This is a genomic window from Plantactinospora sp. BB1 (assembly GCF_003030385.1).
Classification (GTDB): Bacteria; Actinomycetota; Actinomycetes; order Mycobacteriales; family Micromonosporaceae; genus Plantactinospora.
Genome location: NZ_CP028159.1, coordinates 3,420,772 through 3,437,010, shown reverse-complemented (window position 1 = coordinate 3,437,010; position 16,239 = coordinate 3,420,772). Strand labels below are relative to the sequence as shown.

General features: G+C 73.0%; 14 protein-coding genes. 3 read left to right on the top strand and 11 right to left on the bottom strand.

Annotation, left to right across the window (positions count from 1 at the left end):
• Positions 1-61 precede the first annotated feature (61 nt).
• Together C6W10_RS15010 and C6W10_RS15005 are read right to left on the bottom strand one after the other, a co-directional pair.
• On the bottom strand, positions 62-1,690 hold the full coding sequence (locus C6W10_RS15010) for an ABC transporter permease (protein WP_107258617.1): 1,629 nt from the start codon (positions 1,688-1,690) through the stop codon (positions 62-64).
• On the bottom strand, positions 1,687-2,613 hold the full coding sequence (locus C6W10_RS15005) for an ABC transporter ATP-binding protein (protein ID WP_107258616.1): 927 nt from the start codon (positions 2,611-2,613) through the stop codon (positions 1,687-1,689). Before C6W10_RS15005 ends, C6W10_RS15010 begins: the two co-directional genes overlap by 4 nt.
• 188 nt (positions 2,614-2,801) lie before the next feature.
• Between C6W10_RS15005 and C6W10_RS15000 the strand changes: the two genes are divergently transcribed.
• Positions 2,802-3,683: a TetR family transcriptional regulator gene (locus C6W10_RS15000; protein WP_107258615.1), complete on the top strand. Its 882-nt coding sequence runs from the start codon at positions 2,802-2,804 to the stop codon at positions 3,681-3,683.
• A 106-nt stretch (positions 3,684-3,789) separates the two neighbouring features.
• Here C6W10_RS15000 and C6W10_RS14995 read toward each other — a convergent pair whose 3' ends face one another.
• Positions 3,790-4,971 (bottom strand): acetoin utilization protein AcuC, encoded by a 1,182-nt coding sequence (locus C6W10_RS14995; protein WP_107263954.1) that lies wholly within the window; start codon positions 4,969-4,971, stop codon positions 3,790-3,792.
• A gap of 144 nt (positions 4,972-5,115) precedes the next feature.
• Positions 5,116-5,988 carry a sulfurtransferase gene (locus C6W10_RS14990; RefSeq protein ID WP_107258614.1) on the bottom strand — a complete coding sequence of 291 codons (873 nt, stop codon included), beginning with the start codon at positions 5,986-5,988 and terminating at the stop codon, positions 5,116-5,118.
• Positions 5,989-6,085: 97 nt separating this feature from the next.
• Here C6W10_RS14990 and C6W10_RS14985 point away from each other — a divergent pair, with 97 nt between their 5' ends.
• Complete coding sequence (locus C6W10_RS14985; protein WP_107258613.1) at positions 6,086-6,772, top strand: metal-dependent transcriptional regulator; 687 nt, start codon at positions 6,086-6,088, stop codon at positions 6,770-6,772.
• Between the two features lie 183 nt (positions 6,773-6,955).
• Here C6W10_RS14985 and C6W10_RS14980 read toward each other — a convergent pair whose 3' ends face one another.
• The 6 genes from C6W10_RS14980 to C6W10_RS14955 form a co-directional block, all read right to left on the bottom strand.
• Positions 6,956-7,501, bottom strand: coding sequence for a hypothetical protein (locus C6W10_RS14980; protein WP_159079336.1), 546 nt, complete (start codon positions 7,499-7,501; stop codon positions 6,956-6,958).
• A 186-nt stretch (positions 7,502-7,687) separates the two neighbouring features.
• Positions 7,688-7,969 carry a DUF5522 domain-containing protein gene (locus tag C6W10_RS14975; protein WP_107258611.1) on the bottom strand — a complete coding sequence of 94 codons (282 nt, stop codon included), beginning with the start codon at positions 7,967-7,969 and terminating at the stop codon, positions 7,688-7,690.
• A gap of 80 nt (positions 7,970-8,049) precedes the next feature.
• The gene (locus tag C6W10_RS14970) at positions 8,050-8,985 is read right to left on the bottom strand and encodes a DUF2332 domain-containing protein (RefSeq protein WP_107258610.1); all 936 of its coding nucleotides are present in this window, start codon (positions 8,983-8,985) and stop codon (positions 8,050-8,052) included.
• A 149-nt stretch (positions 8,986-9,134) separates the two neighbouring features.
• Positions 9,135-12,005 (bottom strand): vitamin B12-dependent ribonucleotide reductase, encoded by a 2,871-nt coding sequence (locus C6W10_RS14965; RefSeq protein WP_107258609.1) that lies wholly within the window; start codon positions 12,003-12,005, stop codon positions 9,135-9,137.
• Between the two features lie 70 nt (positions 12,006-12,075).
• Complete coding sequence (gene nrdR, locus C6W10_RS14960; protein WP_107258608.1) at positions 12,076-12,588, bottom strand: transcriptional regulator NrdR; 513 nt, start codon at positions 12,586-12,588, stop codon at positions 12,076-12,078.
• A 285-nt stretch (positions 12,589-12,873) separates the two neighbouring features.
• The gene (locus tag C6W10_RS14955) at positions 12,874-13,200 is read right to left on the bottom strand and encodes a LysM peptidoglycan-binding domain-containing protein (RefSeq protein ID WP_107258607.1); all 327 of its coding nucleotides are present in this window, start codon (positions 13,198-13,200) and stop codon (positions 12,874-12,876) included.
• A 246-nt stretch (positions 13,201-13,446) separates the two neighbouring features.
• On the opposite strand from C6W10_RS14955, the gene lexA reads away from it, so the two are divergent.
• A complete protein-coding gene (gene lexA / locus C6W10_RS14950) occupies positions 13,447-14,232 on the top strand; it encodes a transcriptional repressor LexA (RefSeq protein ID WP_107258606.1) in 786 nt (261 codons plus the stop codon).
• A gap of 75 nt (positions 14,233-14,307) precedes the next feature.
• On the opposite strand, the gene C6W10_RS37275 is transcribed toward lexA, so the two are convergent.
• A complete protein-coding gene (locus tag C6W10_RS37275; RefSeq protein ID WP_159104590.1) occupies positions 14,308-16,170 on the bottom strand; it encodes a hypothetical protein in 1,863 nt (620 codons plus the stop codon).
• Positions 16,171-16,239: the final 69 nt, after the last annotated feature.

Genomic DNA, 16,239 nt, shown 5'->3' with positions numbered 1-16,239 from the left:
CCTGCCCCGGTGGCGGGGGCTCCGTGCTGTGTCCGTGCTCCCGGGTTCGGGTCCGTCCGGTTCAGCCGATCGCCAGGTCCCGACGGCGGAACGTGGCCAGGCCGAGCCCGGTCAGCGCCACCGCGACGGCGAGCAGCACCACCAGGGGGGTGGCGCTCGGGTCGGCGGCCGGCACCGCCGGCAGGTGGGTGAAGGGCGACAGGTTCAGCACCGGCTGTGGCAGCTCCAGCAGCGCGCCGAGCTGTCCCAGCAGGACGCAGAGCAGGAAGGCCGTCCAGGACAGCGCCACCGACAGCCGGGGCAGCAGCCCGAACAGCACCACCACCAGGCCGGCGAGGACCAGCGCCGCCGGCGCCTGGACCAGTCCGGCGACGGTGAGCCGGGCCACCTCGCCGGGTACGTCGCCGCTGACCAGGCCGTAGCCCAGCCCGGTGCTCGCGCCGGCCAGCGCCAGCAGGACGACCGCGCCGAGGGCGGCCCAGAGCAGGTGGCTGAGCAGCCAGCGGGGCCGGCTGACGGCGGTGGCGAGTATCCCCTCCAGGGTGCCGGCCGCCTCCTCGGTCCGCAGCCGCAGCACCGCCTGGACCACGAAGCCGGCCACCGCGAGCGCGAACATCGCCATCATGGTGCCGAGGAAGGCGTCGATCAGCTTCTCGGTGCCGCCGAGCTGGGCGATCAGCTCGGTGGCCGCCTCGTTCTCGCCGACGAAGCTGTCGACCTCCTCGCCGACCGAACCCATCGACATCCCCATCACCACGATGCCGACGGCCCAGCCCAGCACCACACCCCGCTGCAACCTCCAGGACAGGCCGGCGGGGCTGAGCAGACTCCGGGCCGCCACCGCCGGGCCACGGCGGACGGCCAGCAGCCCGGCGCCAAGGTCGCGGTGGGCGGTCAGCAGGAACGCCGTACCGACGGCGAGCAGCGCGAAGCCGACCGTCAGGGCGAGTACCGGCCAGCGGTTGCGGTCGAACGCCTGGACCTGGCTGGCCCAGCCGAGCGGGGAGAGCCAGGACGGCCAGGCGCTGACCACCCGCATCCCGTCGGCGGAGACGGTCCCCCAGGCGTCTCCGGCGGCCCGGAGCAGGAAGGCGACGCCGACGACGGCCGCGGCCATGCCGTTCGCCCCGCGCGCCGTACCGGAGATCTGGGCGGTCACCGCGGCGACCGCCGCGAACGAGACCCCGATCCCGGCGATCGCCGCGCCGAGCGCGAACGAACCGGCCACCGGCAGGTCCCCGGCCACCAGGACCAGGGCCAGCAGTACCCCGCTGAGCACGTTGGCGGCGAGCGTGGTGAGCAGGGCCGCGGTGAGCGGGGCGTGCCGGCCGACCACCGCCGAGCCGAGCAGCTCCGCCCGGCCGGTCTCCTCGTTCTGCCGGGTGTGCCGGACCACCGCGAAGGTGCTGAGCAACGCGGCGAGCAGGGCCAGCATCGTGTACGCCTCGGCGGTCACCACCGACCCGAGGCTCGGCCCGGAGACCGGGCCGTTGAACGCCCGGGCGACCACACTGGCGGCGCTGGTGGTGGCGTAGCCGATCCGGTCGGACTCGGTGCCGTAGATGCCGGCGACGCTCTGCGCGACCGCGGCGGCGACCCCCGGCACGGCCAGCACCCAGACCAGGAGCTTCACCCGGTCCCGGCGCACCGCGAGCCGGGTCAGCCGGGCGGTGCCGGTCAGCGCGGTCACCGGGCACCCGCCGGCACAGGACGCTCGGCGGCGCCGGTCTCGGAACCGTCGCCGTAGTGCCGCATGAACAGCTCCTCCAGGGTCGGCGGCGTACTGGTCAGGGCCCGTACCCCGGACCGGGCGAGGTGGGCCAGCACCGGGTCGAGGGTGCCGGACTCGACCTCGAACCGGGTGGTGGAGCCGGAGACGGTGACCGCGTGCACCCCGGCCAGGTCGGCGAGCCCCTCCACCGGGCGCTCCGTCTCGACCGTCATCGGGGTCCGGGTCAGGTGGCGCAGCTCGGCCAGGGTGCCGGACTCGACGGTACGGCCGGCCCGGATGATGCTGACCCGGTCGCAGAGCGCCTCCACCTCGGACATCACGTGGCTGGAGAGCAGCACGGTCTTGCCCGCGTCGCGCAGCGCGGTGACGTACTCCCGGAAGACCGCCTCCATCAGCGGGTCCAGCCCGGAGGTCGGCTCGTCGAGCACCAGCAACTCCACGTCGGAGGCGAACGCGGCGACGATCGCCACCTTCTGCCGGTTGCCCTTGGAGTAGGTGCGGCACTTCTTGGTCGGGTCGAGGTCGAAGCGTTGCAACAACTCGTCCCGGCGGGCCCGGTCCAGCCCGCCGCGCAGCGCGCCGAAGAGGTCGATCGCCTCCCCGCCGGAGAGGTTGGGCCAGAGGTTCACGTCGCCGGGCACGTACGCCAGCCGGCGGTGCAGCGACACGGCGTCCCGCCAGGGATCGCCGCCGAGTACGCCCACCTCGCCCGCGTCCTTGCGGAGCAGGCCGAGCAGGATCCGGATGGTGGTGGACTTGCCCGCCCCGTTCGGTCCGAGGAACCCGTGCACCTCGCCGGACCGGACGGTCAGGTCCAGTTCGTCCAGCGCGCGGGTGGCCCCGAAGGTCTTCACCAGGCCGGCCACCGAGATCGCGGTCATGACGCTCCCTTGCTAGTTGCCGATTCCGCTTGCCAGTTGCCGATTCCGCGTCGTCCGGGAACCGTCCGGGAACCAGGACGACGTGTCGAGCCGGATCGTGACAGTGTCTCGATGCCAGTGTACTGACCGATGGTAGGACGACGGTCACAAATTCCTGATCGTCGGTCAGGGGTCGGTACCCTGGGCGGATGGATCGACCTCCCGCTCTCGACACCCGGAGCCGGATCCTGCGTACCGCCCTGGACCTGTTCGGCGCGCAGGGCTACCAGCGCACCTCGCTGCGGCAGATCGCCGACCGGCTGGGGCTGACCAAGGCGGGCATCCTCTACCACTTCCCCAGCAAGGAACACCTGCTGGTGGCGCTGGCCGAGCCGCTCGTCTCCGACCTGGAGGCGGCGCTGGAGCGGGCGGCCCAGCTGCCCTGGCCGGCGGCCCGCTGGGCGGCGCTGGAGGGCTGGCTCGACACCCTGCTGCGGCACCGGCGTCCACTGGGGACGCTCTACCACGACATGACGCTGCTCGCCCGGGGCAGCACGTACGCCCGGATCATGCGGCTCGCCACCAGGGCGTACGACCTGGTGGCCGGCCCGGGCGCGACCCGGCTGGAGCGGATCCGCGCCATCCAGGCCACCGGGATGCTCGGCGACCCGATCGTCTTCTACGCCGACGTACCGGACGACGAGTTGCGGGCGGCGCTACTCGACGGCGCGGTCCGACTGCTCAGCGAGCCGGCGCCGCGAGCCGGCACGGACCGGATCGGAGAACGGGCCGCAGAACCGGGCGGAGAACGGTCCGCAGAACCGGGCGGGGGAATGGCCGCAGAACCGGGCGGGGGAATGGCCGCAGAACGCGGCGGAGAACGGCAGTCCGGTCCGGAGCGGGTTCGGCCGAGCCGTCGGCGCCGGGCGGGGCGACCGCCCGGGCTCAGTGCCGAACAGGTGCGCACGGCCCGGGCGATGCACGGCGCCGGGCTGCACACCGTGGACCAGATCGCCGCCAGCCTCGGCGTCTCCCGGGCCACCCTCTACCGGCACCTCCGGGTCGCCGACCCGGCCCAACCCGAGCGATAACGAGACAGGTTCCGATACTAATCCGAGACGATTTTGAGACACCCCGGGCGGCGACGAACACGGCGGCCGGCCCGCGCGGCGAGCCGCCGCCGAACCGAGCCACGGCTCAGAGCGACGGATCCTGCGGGTCGAGGCCGTGCAGTGGAAAGACCGCCTTGCGGGTCGCCATGATCGCCCGGTCCACCGCGTCCGGCTCGCCGGTCGGCTGCCACGGCTCGTACGAGCCGTCCGCCTCGTCGGTCATCCGCAGCGGCACCTCCCGCTCCGGACGGCGGGCCTTGGCCAGTTCCCGCCAGGCCGGCGGGGTCAGCGCGGCCGGGTCGACCGGTTCGCCGGTGGCGACCGCGAGCAGGTGCGTCCAGGCCCGGGGCACCACCTCGACCAGCGCGTAACCGCCGCCGCCGGTGGCCACCCAACGCCCCTCACAGAGTTCGTCGGCGAGCGCCCGCAGCGCCAGATAGCTCGCCCGCTGCCCGTCCACGCTCAGCCGCAGGTCGGCCAGCGGATCGAGCCGGTGACTGTCGGCACCGCACTGGGTGACCAGGATCTGCGGCCGGAACGCGCGCAGCAGCGCCGGAACGGTGGCGTGAAAACCACGCAACCAACCCGCGTCGCCGGTCCCGGGCGGCAGCGGCAGGTTGACCGCGCTCCCCTCGGCCCCCGGACCGCCGATCTCGTCGGAGAACCCCGTACCCGGAAAGAGTGCCAACGGCGTCTCGTGCAGGCTGACCGTCAGCACCCGGGGATCGCCGTAGAAGACCTCCTGCACCCCGTCGCCGTGGTGCACGTCGACGTCCACGTAGGCCACCCGCTCGGCGCCGAGGTCGAGCAGCCGGGCGATCGCCACCGCCGGGTCGTTGTAGACGCAGAACCCGGCCGCCCGACTCGGCATCGCGTGGTGCAGGCCACCGGCCACGTTGACGGCGCGCCGGGCCTCGCCCCGCCAGACCGCCTCGGCCGCCGCCAGGCTCGCCCCGGCCACCAGGGCGCTCGACTCGTGCATCCCGTCGAAGATCGGATTGTCCGGGGTGCCGAGGCCGTACCCGGAGAAGAGCGGGTCGCTCGGCGCCGCCCGGACCGCGTCGAGGTAGTCCGGCCGGTGCACCCGGGCCAGTGCCGCGTCGTCGGCCGGGGTGGGGGCCACCAGGCGTACGCCGGGGCGGTCCAGCACGCCGAGTTCCCGAGCCAGGGCCACGGTCAGTTCCACCCGTACCGGGTCGAGCGGATGGTCACCCAGGTCGTACGTCAGCAGACTCTCGTCCCAGACCACCACCGTGTCGTCCGACATGGTGTTCATCGTCGCACGGGGAACGGCGGCCGACCGCGACCGCCTACCCGGAGCGCCGCGCGCCGCCACCGCGCCGGTACGCCGGCTCGGTCGCCCGCCGCGACGGGTTGCCGGCCCGGTCGGCCGCCGCGACGGGTTGCGGGTTCAGTCGGCGGCCGGTGCGGGGTCGCCCGGGTCGGGGCCGAGCGCGACCGGCCGTTCCGGGTCGGTGATCCAGTGGCTCCACGACCCGACGTAGAGGGCTGCCCCGGGGTGTCCGGCCCGGTGCAGGGCGAGCACCGCCTGCGCGGCGGTCACTCCGGAGCCGCAGTACGCGCCGACCCGCGTCCCGGGCCGGACGCCCGCCTCGGCGAACCGGGCGCGCAGCGCCTCGGCGGCCGGAAACCGGCCGTCCGTCCCGACGTACTCGGTGGCCGGCACGTTCACCGCGCCGGGAATGTGCCCGGCCACCGGGTCGACGGGCTCGGTCTCGCCCCGGTAGCGCACCGCCGCCCGGACGTCGACCAGCACCCCGTGCGCCGCCATCTCGGCGGCCGAGCCGGCGTCGAGCACCGGCATCCCGCCCGGGCGTACGGTCATGTCTCCCGGCGTCAGCGCCGGCGGCTCGGTGGTCACCGGCAGCCCGGCCCCGGCCCAGGCCGGGAAGCCGCCGTCGAGCACCCGGACCTGCGCATGTCCCGCCCAGCGCAGCGTCCACCAGGCGCGGGCCGCCGCCATCCCGTCGCCGCCGTCGTAGACCACCACCGGGCCTCCGGTGCGGACGCCGGCCGTGCGGAGCACCCGCTGCAACGCCGCCGGGTCGGGCAGCGGATGCCGGCCGTGCACGCCGGGCGGCCCGGACAGCTCGGTGTCCAGGTCGACGAAGACCGCGCCCGGCAGGTGCCCGGCCAGGTAGTCCCGGCGGCCCGGCGGCCCGACGAGCCGCCAGCGGACATCGAGTACGACCGGTGGCTCGGCGGACGCCAGTTCGGCGGCGAGCCGGGTCACGTCGACGAGGAGGTCATCCGGTACGGACACGGCGTCCAGTCAACACCATCCGGAACGGAACCGCCCGGCTCGGCGGCACTGAATATCGGTACCCCGAGGTACCATCGTGACCGGGAGGACCACTGACGTGAACGACCTAGTCGACACCACCGAGATGTACCTGCGCACCATCCTCGAACTGGAAGAGGAGGGGGTGCCGCCGCTGCGTGCCCGGATCGCCGAGCGGCTGCGCCAGAGTGGTCCGACCGTCAGCCAGACCGTTGCCCGGATGGAGCGCGACGGCCTGCTGACCGTCGAGGACGACCGCCACCTCCAGCTCACCGCGCTCGGCCGCACCCAGGCGATCTCGGTGATGCGTAAGCACCGGCTGGCCGAGCTGCTGCTCGTCAACGTGATCGGGATGCCCTACGAGGAGGCCCACGACGAGGCCTGCCGCTGGGAGCACGTGATGAGCGACTCGGTGGAGAAGAAGGTCTACGAGCTGCTCGACCGCCCCACCCGGTCGCCGTACGGCAACCCGATCCCGGGGCTGGAGGCGTTCAGCCCCAATCCGGACGTCCTGGTCGAAACGGTCACCGAGGGTGAGCGAAACCTCGCCTTCCCCGGCCTGAGCGGCCCGGTGGTGGTCCGACGGATCTGCGAGAGCGTCCAGAAGGACGGCGACGTGCTGCGCCAGTTGCACGCGGCCGGCGTCGACCCGGGCGCGATGGTCACCGTCGCGCAGGAGCGGGACGGGGTCACCATCGACCGCTCCGGCGACAAGGTGCGGCTCCCCCGCGAGGTCGCCTCCCGGGTCTTCGTCGCCGCACACTGACCGGTCGCCGCACACCGACCGGTCGCCGCACACCGACCGGTCGCCGCACACCGACCGGTCGCCGCACACCGACCGCCACCGCAGGGCCGCCACACCCCGCCCGGCACCGAGTCGGCACCACCGCGCCCGGACCGACGGGGCCGGTTCACCGCCGGCCCCGGTCCGGCGACGGTCAGAGGCTGGTCAGAGACTGCTGGTGTCGATCTTCTTCGCCAGGTTGATCAGCTTGGGCGCCAGGGCGTCGGCCTCGGCCCGGTCCTCTCCGGTGGGGAAGGTGAAGCGGAGGCTGACCAGCCGGCCGTTCCCGGTGAGCCAGCCCACCTCGACCGTGCTGCCGGTGCTCTTCGCCGGGGCCGTGGTGGCCCGATAGGCGGCCTTGCCCAGCCCCTTGACGCTCTTGCCGCCGCTCGGCACCACCTCGTCGGCGAAGATCGACGCGTCGGCCGTGGTCGGGGTCACCGAGAGCGCGAGTTCGGGCCGGGCCTCGGCCTCGCCGCGCAGCACGCAGGTGTCGGTCTTGCCGTGCCGGCTCGCCGCCGCGACCTCGAACCGGGCGCCGATGGCCTGCTCGACCGCCGGATACTCCAGGAGCTGACAGGCACCGCCGGCAGCCGACGCCGGCAGCCGGACCACCTTCGGCGCCGGCCCGGCCGACTGCGGCGCCGCCTCCTCGGCACAGCCGGCAAGCAGCAGCAAACCGGCGCCAATCAGGCAGAGTCGTCCGCGCATCTCGCACCTCCCACCCGTCCGGCCCGAGCGCCGGGGAATCCGTCGGACACCGTACGGGTTCGGCCCGCGCGGCGAAACCCCGCGCCCCCGGCGAGCGAAACAGCCCGGTTCGGTCCGGCCCGCACGGCGAACCCCGCGGCCCCCGCACGGTCCCCGCACGGTCACCGCCGAGCGGAACGGCCGGGCTCAGTCGGCCGGCGCTACCGGGTCGTCCAGGTACGGGCAGTGCCGGCAGCCACGCCCACAGCAGGTGCCACGCCGGGCCAGGAAGCCGGCGGTGAGCACGAAGAGCCCGGTGCCCGGGTCGGGATAGCCCGCCTCACCGGCCGCGAGCGCGGCGGCGTGGGCGGCGAGAATCCGCTCCCGGTCCGGGTGCGTCGGCGGAAGGCGGGACGGATGCGGCTGGTCCAGCGGTCGGGGCGCCAACGGCAGGCGCCGCCCGCCGGCCCGTTCCTCCGTACCGTCCATCCCGCCGACCCTACGACAACCCGCCGACCGGCCCGGTCACCGGTCGGCAAGGCCGGCCGGGCCCGGCACCGGGGCAGCCGCTATCCGAACCAGACCATCGACTGTCCGTGCCCCCGGGTCCAGGCGAGCGGCCGGCCGTCCAGCGCGAGGACGTTGTGGAACGCCTCGCTCGGCTGCTCCGGCAACCCGTCGTAGGGCAGTACCTCCGGAGCCTCGTTCGCGATCCAGTGGCCGGGCAGGCCGCGTACCAGATCGGCGAAGATCTGCCGGCGCGGCGCCGGCACCTGGTAGAGCACGGAGGTGTGGAAGACCACCAGGGTCGCCCCGGACGGCGCCTGCGCGGCCAGCGCGGCAAGGTCGTCCACCAGGTCGCCGCGGCGCAGCAGCGGCGGCTCGGCGGCGGCGACGGCCGCCGCCGTCCGCAGCCGGGCCCGCCGGTGCGCGTGCTCCGGCCAGATGGTGGCGTCCAGCCAGGCCAGGTCGGCGGGATCGGTCACGTCCAGCGGGTTCAGGTCCAGGCCGGCCCGCCACACCACCTCGGGCAGCCGGGTCGGCGGCGCCACCCCGGTGACCGCGCAGTCCAGCACCGGCTCGCCGGTGCCGAGCAGGTGGTCGCCGTAGCGGTAGGCGTAGCGGTCCGGATAGAGGCAGAGCCCGGCGGAGGCGCCGACCTCCAGCAGCGCGAGCGGCTGCGGCAGGGCGGTGAGCACCGGCAGCAGCAGGGCGCACCGACCGGCCTCGTTGGTCTGGGTGGCCCGGGTACGCACCTGCGCCGCGATCGTCGGCCAGTTCGCCACCGCATAGTCGTGGAACGCGGCCGGGTCCTCGACCGGACCGCCGAGCAGGCGTACGACCCCGAAGAGCAGGTTCGGCTGCTGCTTGGCCGGCGGCAGCGTACCGATCAGGGCCAGCAGCTCGTCGTCGCGGGAGACGGCGAGGGCGAGCCGCTCGTAGGCGGGCGACACGCCCCGGGTCTCCCGGGTACCGAACTCGACGTAGCGGGCGGCGATCGTCATCTGCCGATGATCCCAGCGGAGCCGTCCACCGGCTCCACGCAGCGCCGCTACCTCCGGGGTGTCCCCGACCACCCCACTTCCGGACGCCGCGACCGCCCGACCCCCGGCGGGGTCGGGCGGTCGCTTCGGTCAGCCGAGGTCAGCCGGGTTCAGCTGCACCCGGAGGTGGAACCGCAGCCCTCGCAGACGTAGCAACTGCCGGCGGGGCGCATCTTGGTGCCGCAGGTGAAGCAGAGCGGGGCGTCCGCCGCCGTGCCGAGCACCGCCTCCAGCAGCTCGGTGGAGGAGCCGACCTTCGGCGCCGGCCGTTCCGCCGCCACCTCGACCTGCTGCTCCGCCGCCGGCTCCGGCTTCGCCGTCTCCACCGGCGCCGACGCGGCCATCGCGGCGAGATCCACCGCGCTCTCCGCCTCGGCCTCGGCCCGCAGCTGCGCGGCCCGCTCCTTGGCGGTGAAGATGCCCAGCTCGGCCCGGCGCTCGTAGGGCAGGAAGTCCAGCGCCAGCCGGCGGAAGATGTAGTCCATCACCGAGGCCGCCATCCGGATGTCCGGGTCGTCGGTCATCCCGGCCGGCTCGAACCGCATGTTGGTGAACTTGCTGACGTACGTCTCCAGCGGCACTCCATATTGCAGACCGATCGAGATGGCCACCGAGAAGGCGTCCATCACCCCGGCCAGCGTCGAGCCCTGCTTCGACATCTTGAGGAAGACCTCGCCGAGGCCGTCGTCCGGGTACGACGAGGCGGTGAGGTAGCCCTCGGCCCCGCCGACCGAGAACGAGACCGTCTCGGAAGGACGCTTCTTCGGCAGCCGCTTGCGCACCGGCCGGTACTCGACGACCTTCTCGACCGCCTTCTCCGCCGTCTTCTCGACCGCAGCCGGCTCGACCGCCTTCTCCTTCTCGTTCTTGGCGGCGGAGAGCGGCTGGCCGACCTTGCAGTTGTCCCGGTAGATCGCCAGGGCCTTGAGGCCGAGCTTCCAGCCCTCGAAGTAGATCTCCTCGACCTCCTCGACGGTCGCCGACTCCGGCATGTTGACCGTCTTGGAGATCGCGCCGGAGATGAACGGCTGCACGGCGGCCATCATCCGGACGTGCCCCATCGGGGCGATCGAGCGCTGGCCCATCGCGCAGTCGAAGACGGCGTAGTGCTCCGGCTTCAACCCGGGCGCGTCGACGACGTGACCGTGCTCGGAGATGTGCTCGACGATCGCCTCGACCTGCTCCTCGGGGTAGCCGAGGCTGCGCAGGGCGCGCGGCACGGTCTGGTTGACGATCTGCATCGAACCGCCGCCGACCAGCTTCTTGAACTTCACCAGCGCGAGGTCCGGCTCGACCCCGGTGGTGTCACAGTCCATCATCAGCCCGATGGTGCCGGTCGGGGCGAGCACCGACGCCTGGGCGTTGCGCCAGCCGGACTTGTCACCGATCTTGTTGCCCTGGGTCCACTGCTTGGTGGCCTCGCGGACGATCTCGCCGGCGACCGCGCCGGTCGGCTTGATCGCGTCGTTCGCGGCGGCGTGCTTGCGCATCACCCGCTTGTGCGGCTCGGCGTTGCGGGAGTAGCCCTCGTAGGCGCCGACCACCCCGGCCAGTTCGGCGGAACGGCGGTAGGCGGTGCCGGTCATCAGCGAGGTGATCGCGGCGGCCACCGACCGGCCGCTCTCCGAGTCGTACGGGTGGCCGGTCGCCATCAGCAGCGCGCCGAGGTTGGCGTAGCCGATGCCGAGCTGCCGGTACGCCCGGGTGGTCTCGCCGATCTTCTCGGTCGGGAAGTCGGCGAAGCAGATCGAGATGTCCATCGCGGTGATGACCAGCTCGACCGACCTGACGAACCTGGCCACCTCGAAGCCGCCGTCGGCGCGGAGGAACTTCATCAGGTTGAGCGAGGCCAGGTTGCACGAGGAGTTGTCCAGGTGCAGGTACTCCGAGCACGGGTTGGAGGCGGTGATCCGCCCGGTCTCCGGGCAGGTGTGCCAGTCGTTGATCGTGTCGTCGTACTGCAGGCCGGGGTCGGCGCACTCCCAGGCGGCCTGGGAGATGGTCCGGAACAGCCCCTTGGCGTCGATGGTCTCGATCACCGCGCCGTCCAGCCGGCCGCGCAGGTCGAAGCTGCCGCCGTCCTGCACCGCCCGCATGAACTCGTCGGAGACCCGGACCGAGTTGTTGGCGTTCTGGTACTGCACGCTGACGATGTCGGAGCCGCCGAGGTCCATGTCGAAGCCGGCGTCCCGCAGTGCGCGGATCTTGTGCTCCTCGCGCGCCTTGGTGAGGACGAACTCCTCGACGTCGGGGTGGTCGACGTCCAGGATGACCATCTTCGCCGCCCGCCGGGTGGCCCCGCCGGACTTGATGGTGCCGGCGCTGGCGTCGGCGCCCCGCATGAAGCTGACCGGGCCGGAGGCGGTGCCGCCGCTGGAGAGCAGCTCCTTGGAGGAGCGGATCCGGGAGAGGTTGACCCCGGAGCCGGAGCCGCCCTTGAAGATCAGCCCCTCCTCCTTGTACCAGTCGAGGATCGAGTCCATCGAGTCGTCGACGGCGAGGATGAAGCACGCGCTCACCTGCTGCGGCGAGGCGGTGCCGACGTTGAACCAGACCGGGGAGTTGAAGCTGAACACCTGGTGCAGCAGCATCCAGGCCAGCTCGTGCTCGAAGACCTCGGCGTCGGCCGGGCTGGCGAAGTAGCCGTGCTGCTCCCCCGCCGCCCGGTACGTCTTCACCACCCGGTCGATGAGCTGCTTGAGCGACCACTCCCGCTCCGGGGTGCCGACGGCGCCCCGGAAGTACTTCGTGGTGACGATGTTGGCCGCGTTGACGCTCCACGAGTCCGGGAACTCGACGCCCCGCTGCTCGAAGTTGATCGAGCCGTCCCGCCAGTTCGTCATGACGACGTCCCGGCGCTCCCAGGTCACCTCGTCGTACGGGTGCACCCCCTCGGTGGTCCAGACGCGCTCGACCTTCAGGCCGGCCGTCGTCGCCGCCCGGGTCCGTGACCTACTTGCTGTCACACCTTCCCCCGACATCTCATCCGCCCCCTTACGCACGCACGACTCTTCCCGTCGTACGGCTTCGCTGATCTGTTACCAGAACGAACTAACTGGCCGGCTCGCCCGCCGGCTGGACGGCCCCGACGCCGTCCGCCGCCGGACGGCTCCGCGCCACCGCCGCCGCCCGCAGCGTTTCGATCTCGCGCTCGAAGTCGTCCAGCGACTCGAACGACCGGTAGACGCTGGCGAAGCGCAGGTAAGCCACCTCGTCCAGCTCGCGCAGCGGGCCCAGGATGGCCAGCCCCACGTCGTGACTGGGGATCTCGGCCGCACCCCTGGCCCGGACCGTCTCCTCGACCCGCTGGGCCAGCAGGGCGATCGCGTCGTCGTCCACCGGCCGCCCCTGGCACGCCTTCCGCACCCCGCCGATGATCTTCGTCCGGCTGAACGGCTCGGTGACGCCGCTGCGCTTGACGACCGCGAGCACCGGCTCCTCGACCGTGGTGAACCGTTTGCCGCATTCCGGGCAGGCCCGCCGACGCCGGATCAACTGGCCGTCGTCGGCCTCCCGCGAGTCGACCACCCGGGAGTCGGCGTGCCGGCAGTACGGACACCGCATCGCCGACCTCCTTCGCACCGCCGGGACCACCGCGCCTGCGGCCCGCCGGAAAGAGCGGACCCGCCCACAGGCAGCCGACACCGGCGGTCAGCCACCTTCCGGCGGCTCCCGCAGTGTTGTGCGTACCCGAGAGCTGCGGGTAACGGAACCCCAACTTCTAGGCTACTTACACCCTTGTCACTACTACATCTAGGGGTCGACCGTATGTCGCCGAACAGCCGAGGTCAAGTTGAACAGGGCGTGGCGCGGCCCGCAAATCTTCCAACCGAGGGACGGACGGGGCGGTTACCGCTTCGCCGGCAGGATCAGGCGCTGACCGGCGTGCACCGTGTAGCCGTCGAGGTCGTTGAGCCGGCGGATCTCGTCGATCACCGCGAACGGGCGCCCGCTGGGCCGGTGCCGCTCGGCCACCGACCAGAGGGTGTCACCGGGCCGGACCACCGCCGTCTCCGCCGACCGGGGCGGGTCGGCGGCCCGGGAGGCGGGCGAGAGGACCGCCGCCAGCCCCGCCACGAGGAGCAGCAGGAGCACCGTCACGACCAGCCGGCCGCGCCGGGTGAGCCGCAGCCGGCCACCGCCCCGGGAAGTCCTCGGGTATCCCGTTGCACCCATCGTGACCTCCAAGATCGAACAGGAGTTCGAACGAACGGACGTACGATGGTTTATCAGAACAGGCGTTCGATGTCGAGCCGACGGAGGCGACACGCCGCAGGGAATGTCGTACAGATGTTTGAAACTATGTGATCTCACCTATACGGTTTTGAACACCGACACCGGGACCGTGCCACCTGCGGGACCGGGCCGGGCCACGACGCACCACGAGCCGCCAAGGCACCCCACCGCCACCAGGAGGACGACGTGTCGACCGACGACCGGACGAGCCGGCAGAAGCCCCAGAAGAGCGGCGCACCGGGCAGCCGGGCCGCCCGACGCACGGCCGGGCCGCGCGCCCGGGAGGGTGCCCCCGCACTGCGCGCGGTCACGCCGGTGGTCAGCACCTTCCCCGACCTGGTCTCCGCGGACCTCACCGCCCGGCAGCGCCGCATCCTGGAGTTCATCCGGGACTGGGTGGAGCGCTACGGCTACCCGCCGAGCGTCCGGGAGATCGGCGAGGCGGTCGGCCTGGTCTCCCCGTCGAGCGTGGCCTACCAACTCAAGGAGCTGGAGCGGAAGGGTTTCCTCCGGCGCGACCCGAACCGCCCCCGTGCCGTCGACGTGCGTCCGCCGAGCGAGATGATCGACGACGAGACGGCCCGGGCCCAGCGTCCCACCCCGGCCTACGTGCCGCTGCTCGGCCAGATCGCCGCCGGTGGCCCGATCCTCGCCGAACAGGCCGTCGAGGACATCTTCCCGCTCCCCCGCGAACTGGTCGGCGAGGGCGAGGTCTTCATGCTCCAGGTCAAGGGTGACTCGATGCTCGACGCGGCGATCTGCGACGGCGACTGGGTGGTCGTCCGCCAGCAGCCGACCGCGAACTCGGGAGAGATCGTCGCGGCGATGCTGGACGGCGAGGCGACGGTCAAGACCTACCGCCGCCGGGACGGGCACGTCTGGCTGATGCCGGCCAACTCCGCCTTCGACCCGATCGCCGGTGACAGCGCCACCATCATGGGCCGGGTGGTGGCGGTGCTCCGCCGGATCTGACGCATACCCGGTCGAGTCGTCCGCAGGGGTATCCGTGCCCGGCCGTCGGCAGGGATACCCGCCCGGCCGGCCGGGTCAGCGGTAGTCGTAGTCGTCGGGCTGGCCGCCGGAGCGCTGCCGGGGCTGGCCGCCGTACTGCCCACCCCGAGGAGCACCACCACGGGGGCCGGCGCCCTGGCCGGTCCGCGGCCCGCCACGCTGGTCGACCCACTGGTCGTCCGGTCCCGGCCGACCACCCCGCCCGTTGCCGTTGCCGCCGGAGGGCTGGCCGCCGTACACGCCGCCGCCGCCGGCCCGGGGCCGGCCGGCCGGAGCGCCGCCGCCGGCCGGCTGGCCGCCATACACACCGCCGCCACCGGGTGGGCGACCGCCACCGCCCTGGGGACGACCACCGCCACCCTGGGGACGTCCGGCACCGCCCTGCGGGCGCCCTCCGCCAGCGCCGCCGCCCTGCGGGCGTCCAGCACCAGCACCGCCACCCTGGGGGCGTCCACCGCCGCCGGTCTGGGGACGGCCGCCACCGCCGCCCTGGGGGCGGCCGCCGTACACGCCTCCGCCGCCGGCCGGCTTTCCGCCGTAGACACCACCGCCGTCGGCCGGCTTTCCGCCGTACACACCGCCGCCCGCCGGCCTGCCCCGACCGGCCGGCTCGTAGTCGTCGGCCGGACGGTCGGAACGGTAGCCGTCGTCGTACCCGCCGGAGCGGGCCGGACCCCAGTTCGACCCGTCGTCGTAGTCGCCTCGCCGGCCCCCGGAGCGATCCCGGTCACCGCCCGGCATCCCCTCCCGGCCGGCCCTCGGATCGACGTCGTCACCGTCCGGCCCGACGGCGCCGAGGCCGTCCTCCCGGGGCCGGCGGCGGGCCCGCACGATCCCGAAGATGCCGAGCCCGACCAGCAGGGCGCCGAGCACCCCCACGGCCGCGATGAGATAGGTGATGTCGTCCAGGGTGAGCGAATCCGTCCAGGACTTCGCGGACTTCTTCGTGTCGGCCCCGGATTCGCCGGCCGCCGCCGCCACCTCCTTGGCCGGGGTGTAGCTGAGCACCGTCACGTCCAGTTCCTCGTCCAGCGAGGCGACGTCGGAGACGGTGAGGAAGCTCTTCCCGTCCGGGGTGTAGGCGATCGCCTCGCCGAACGGGTCGGCCAGGGCCGTCATCCGAGGCTTCCCGCTGGTCAGGGTCTTGACCAGGTCGTCGCCCTGCACGTCCCACTCGAAGGCGTCCGCGTACGTGCGCAGGACGACCCGGGCACCGTCCGGCGACCGGGCCGCACCGGTGATCGTCACCCGGCCCGCCCCGCCGAACGGGTTGGCGGTGGAGGACTTCGGCAGGGTGATCTCGCCGGCCTTCGCCAGCGGCACACCCTCCTCGTTGTTCTTCTCCAGCGCCGCGCTCGGGCGGTAGATCTCCGCCTTGCCGGTCGACTTGGTGATGATCAGCGGCACGTTGTCGGCGCCGATCAGCAGCGCCTCGGCGTCGTGCCGCTTGTTGCCCGGAAAGGTCAACCGGTGCAGCACCGGCTTGGTGGCGCCGCTGACCGGCATGCTCCAGAGCACGACGCTGGTCCGCCGCTCGGTGTCGTTGTCACCGGTGTCGGCGATCCAGACGGTCTTGCCGTCGGCGGAGAGGGCGAGGTCCTCCGGGTCGCGCGGGCTGGTCGGGTACTGGACGGCCTTCTTCAGCTTGCACTTGGTGTCCAGCAGGAAGACGCGCTCCCGGCTCTCGTCCTCGCTCCCGTCATTGATCATGACGTAACCACTGGACGTGGCGATCATGCCGGAGAGTTCCGTCATCCGTTCGTCGGTGACGGTGCAGACCTTCTTGCCGGCAGCGGCGGAGGCCGCGACAGCTCCGAAACCGAGGCTGGCCCCGAGCAGGCCCAGGGTCAACCCGAGCACGCCGGAGGCAACCAGCACCATGGAGAGGACTCGCCGCATCCGCCCAGTGTCGCATGCTGATGCCGCCAACCGGGGAAGCGGCGTGATCAACGCTCCGTCACCGGTCAA

What these genes read in the sequence shown, in the direction of transcription:
- nrdR (WP_107258608.1), bottom strand. Translation starts at nt 12,588, where the DNA reads ATGCGGTGTCCGTACTGCCGGCACGCCGACTCCCGGGTGGTCGACTCG.
- C6W10_RS15000 (WP_107258615.1), top strand. Translation starts at nt 2,802, where the DNA reads ATGGATCGACCTCCCGCTCTCGACACCCGGAGCCGGATCCTGCGTACC.
- C6W10_RS14965 (WP_107258609.1), bottom strand. Translation starts at nt 12,005, where the DNA reads ATGTCGGGGGAAGGTGTGACAGCAAGTAGGTCACGGACCCGGGCGGCG.
- C6W10_RS14980 (WP_159079336.1), bottom strand. Translation starts at nt 7,501, where the DNA reads ATGCGCGGACGACTCTGCCTGATTGGCGCCGGTTTGCTGCTGCTTGCC.
- C6W10_RS15005 (WP_107258616.1), bottom strand. Translation starts at nt 2,613, where the DNA reads ATGACCGCGATCTCGGTGGCCGGCCTGGTGAAGACCTTCGGGGCCACC.
- C6W10_RS37275 (WP_159104590.1), bottom strand. Translation starts at nt 16,170, where the DNA reads ATGCGGCGAGTCCTCTCCATGGTGCTGGTTGCCTCCGGCGTGCTCGGG.
- C6W10_RS14995 (WP_107263954.1), bottom strand. Translation starts at nt 4,971, where the DNA reads ATGTCGGACGACACGGTGGTGGTCTGGGACGAGAGTCTGCTGACGTAC.
- C6W10_RS14970 (WP_107258610.1), bottom strand. Translation starts at nt 8,985, where the DNA reads ATGACGATCGCCGCCCGCTACGTCGAGTTCGGTACCCGGGAGACCCGG.
- C6W10_RS14955 (WP_107258607.1), bottom strand. Translation starts at nt 13,200, where the DNA reads ATGGGTGCAACGGGATACCCGAGGACTTCCCGGGGCGGTGGCCGGCTG.
- C6W10_RS14975 (WP_107258611.1), bottom strand. Translation starts at nt 7,969, where the DNA reads ATGGACGGTACGGAGGAACGGGCCGGCGGGCGGCGCCTGCCGTTGGCG.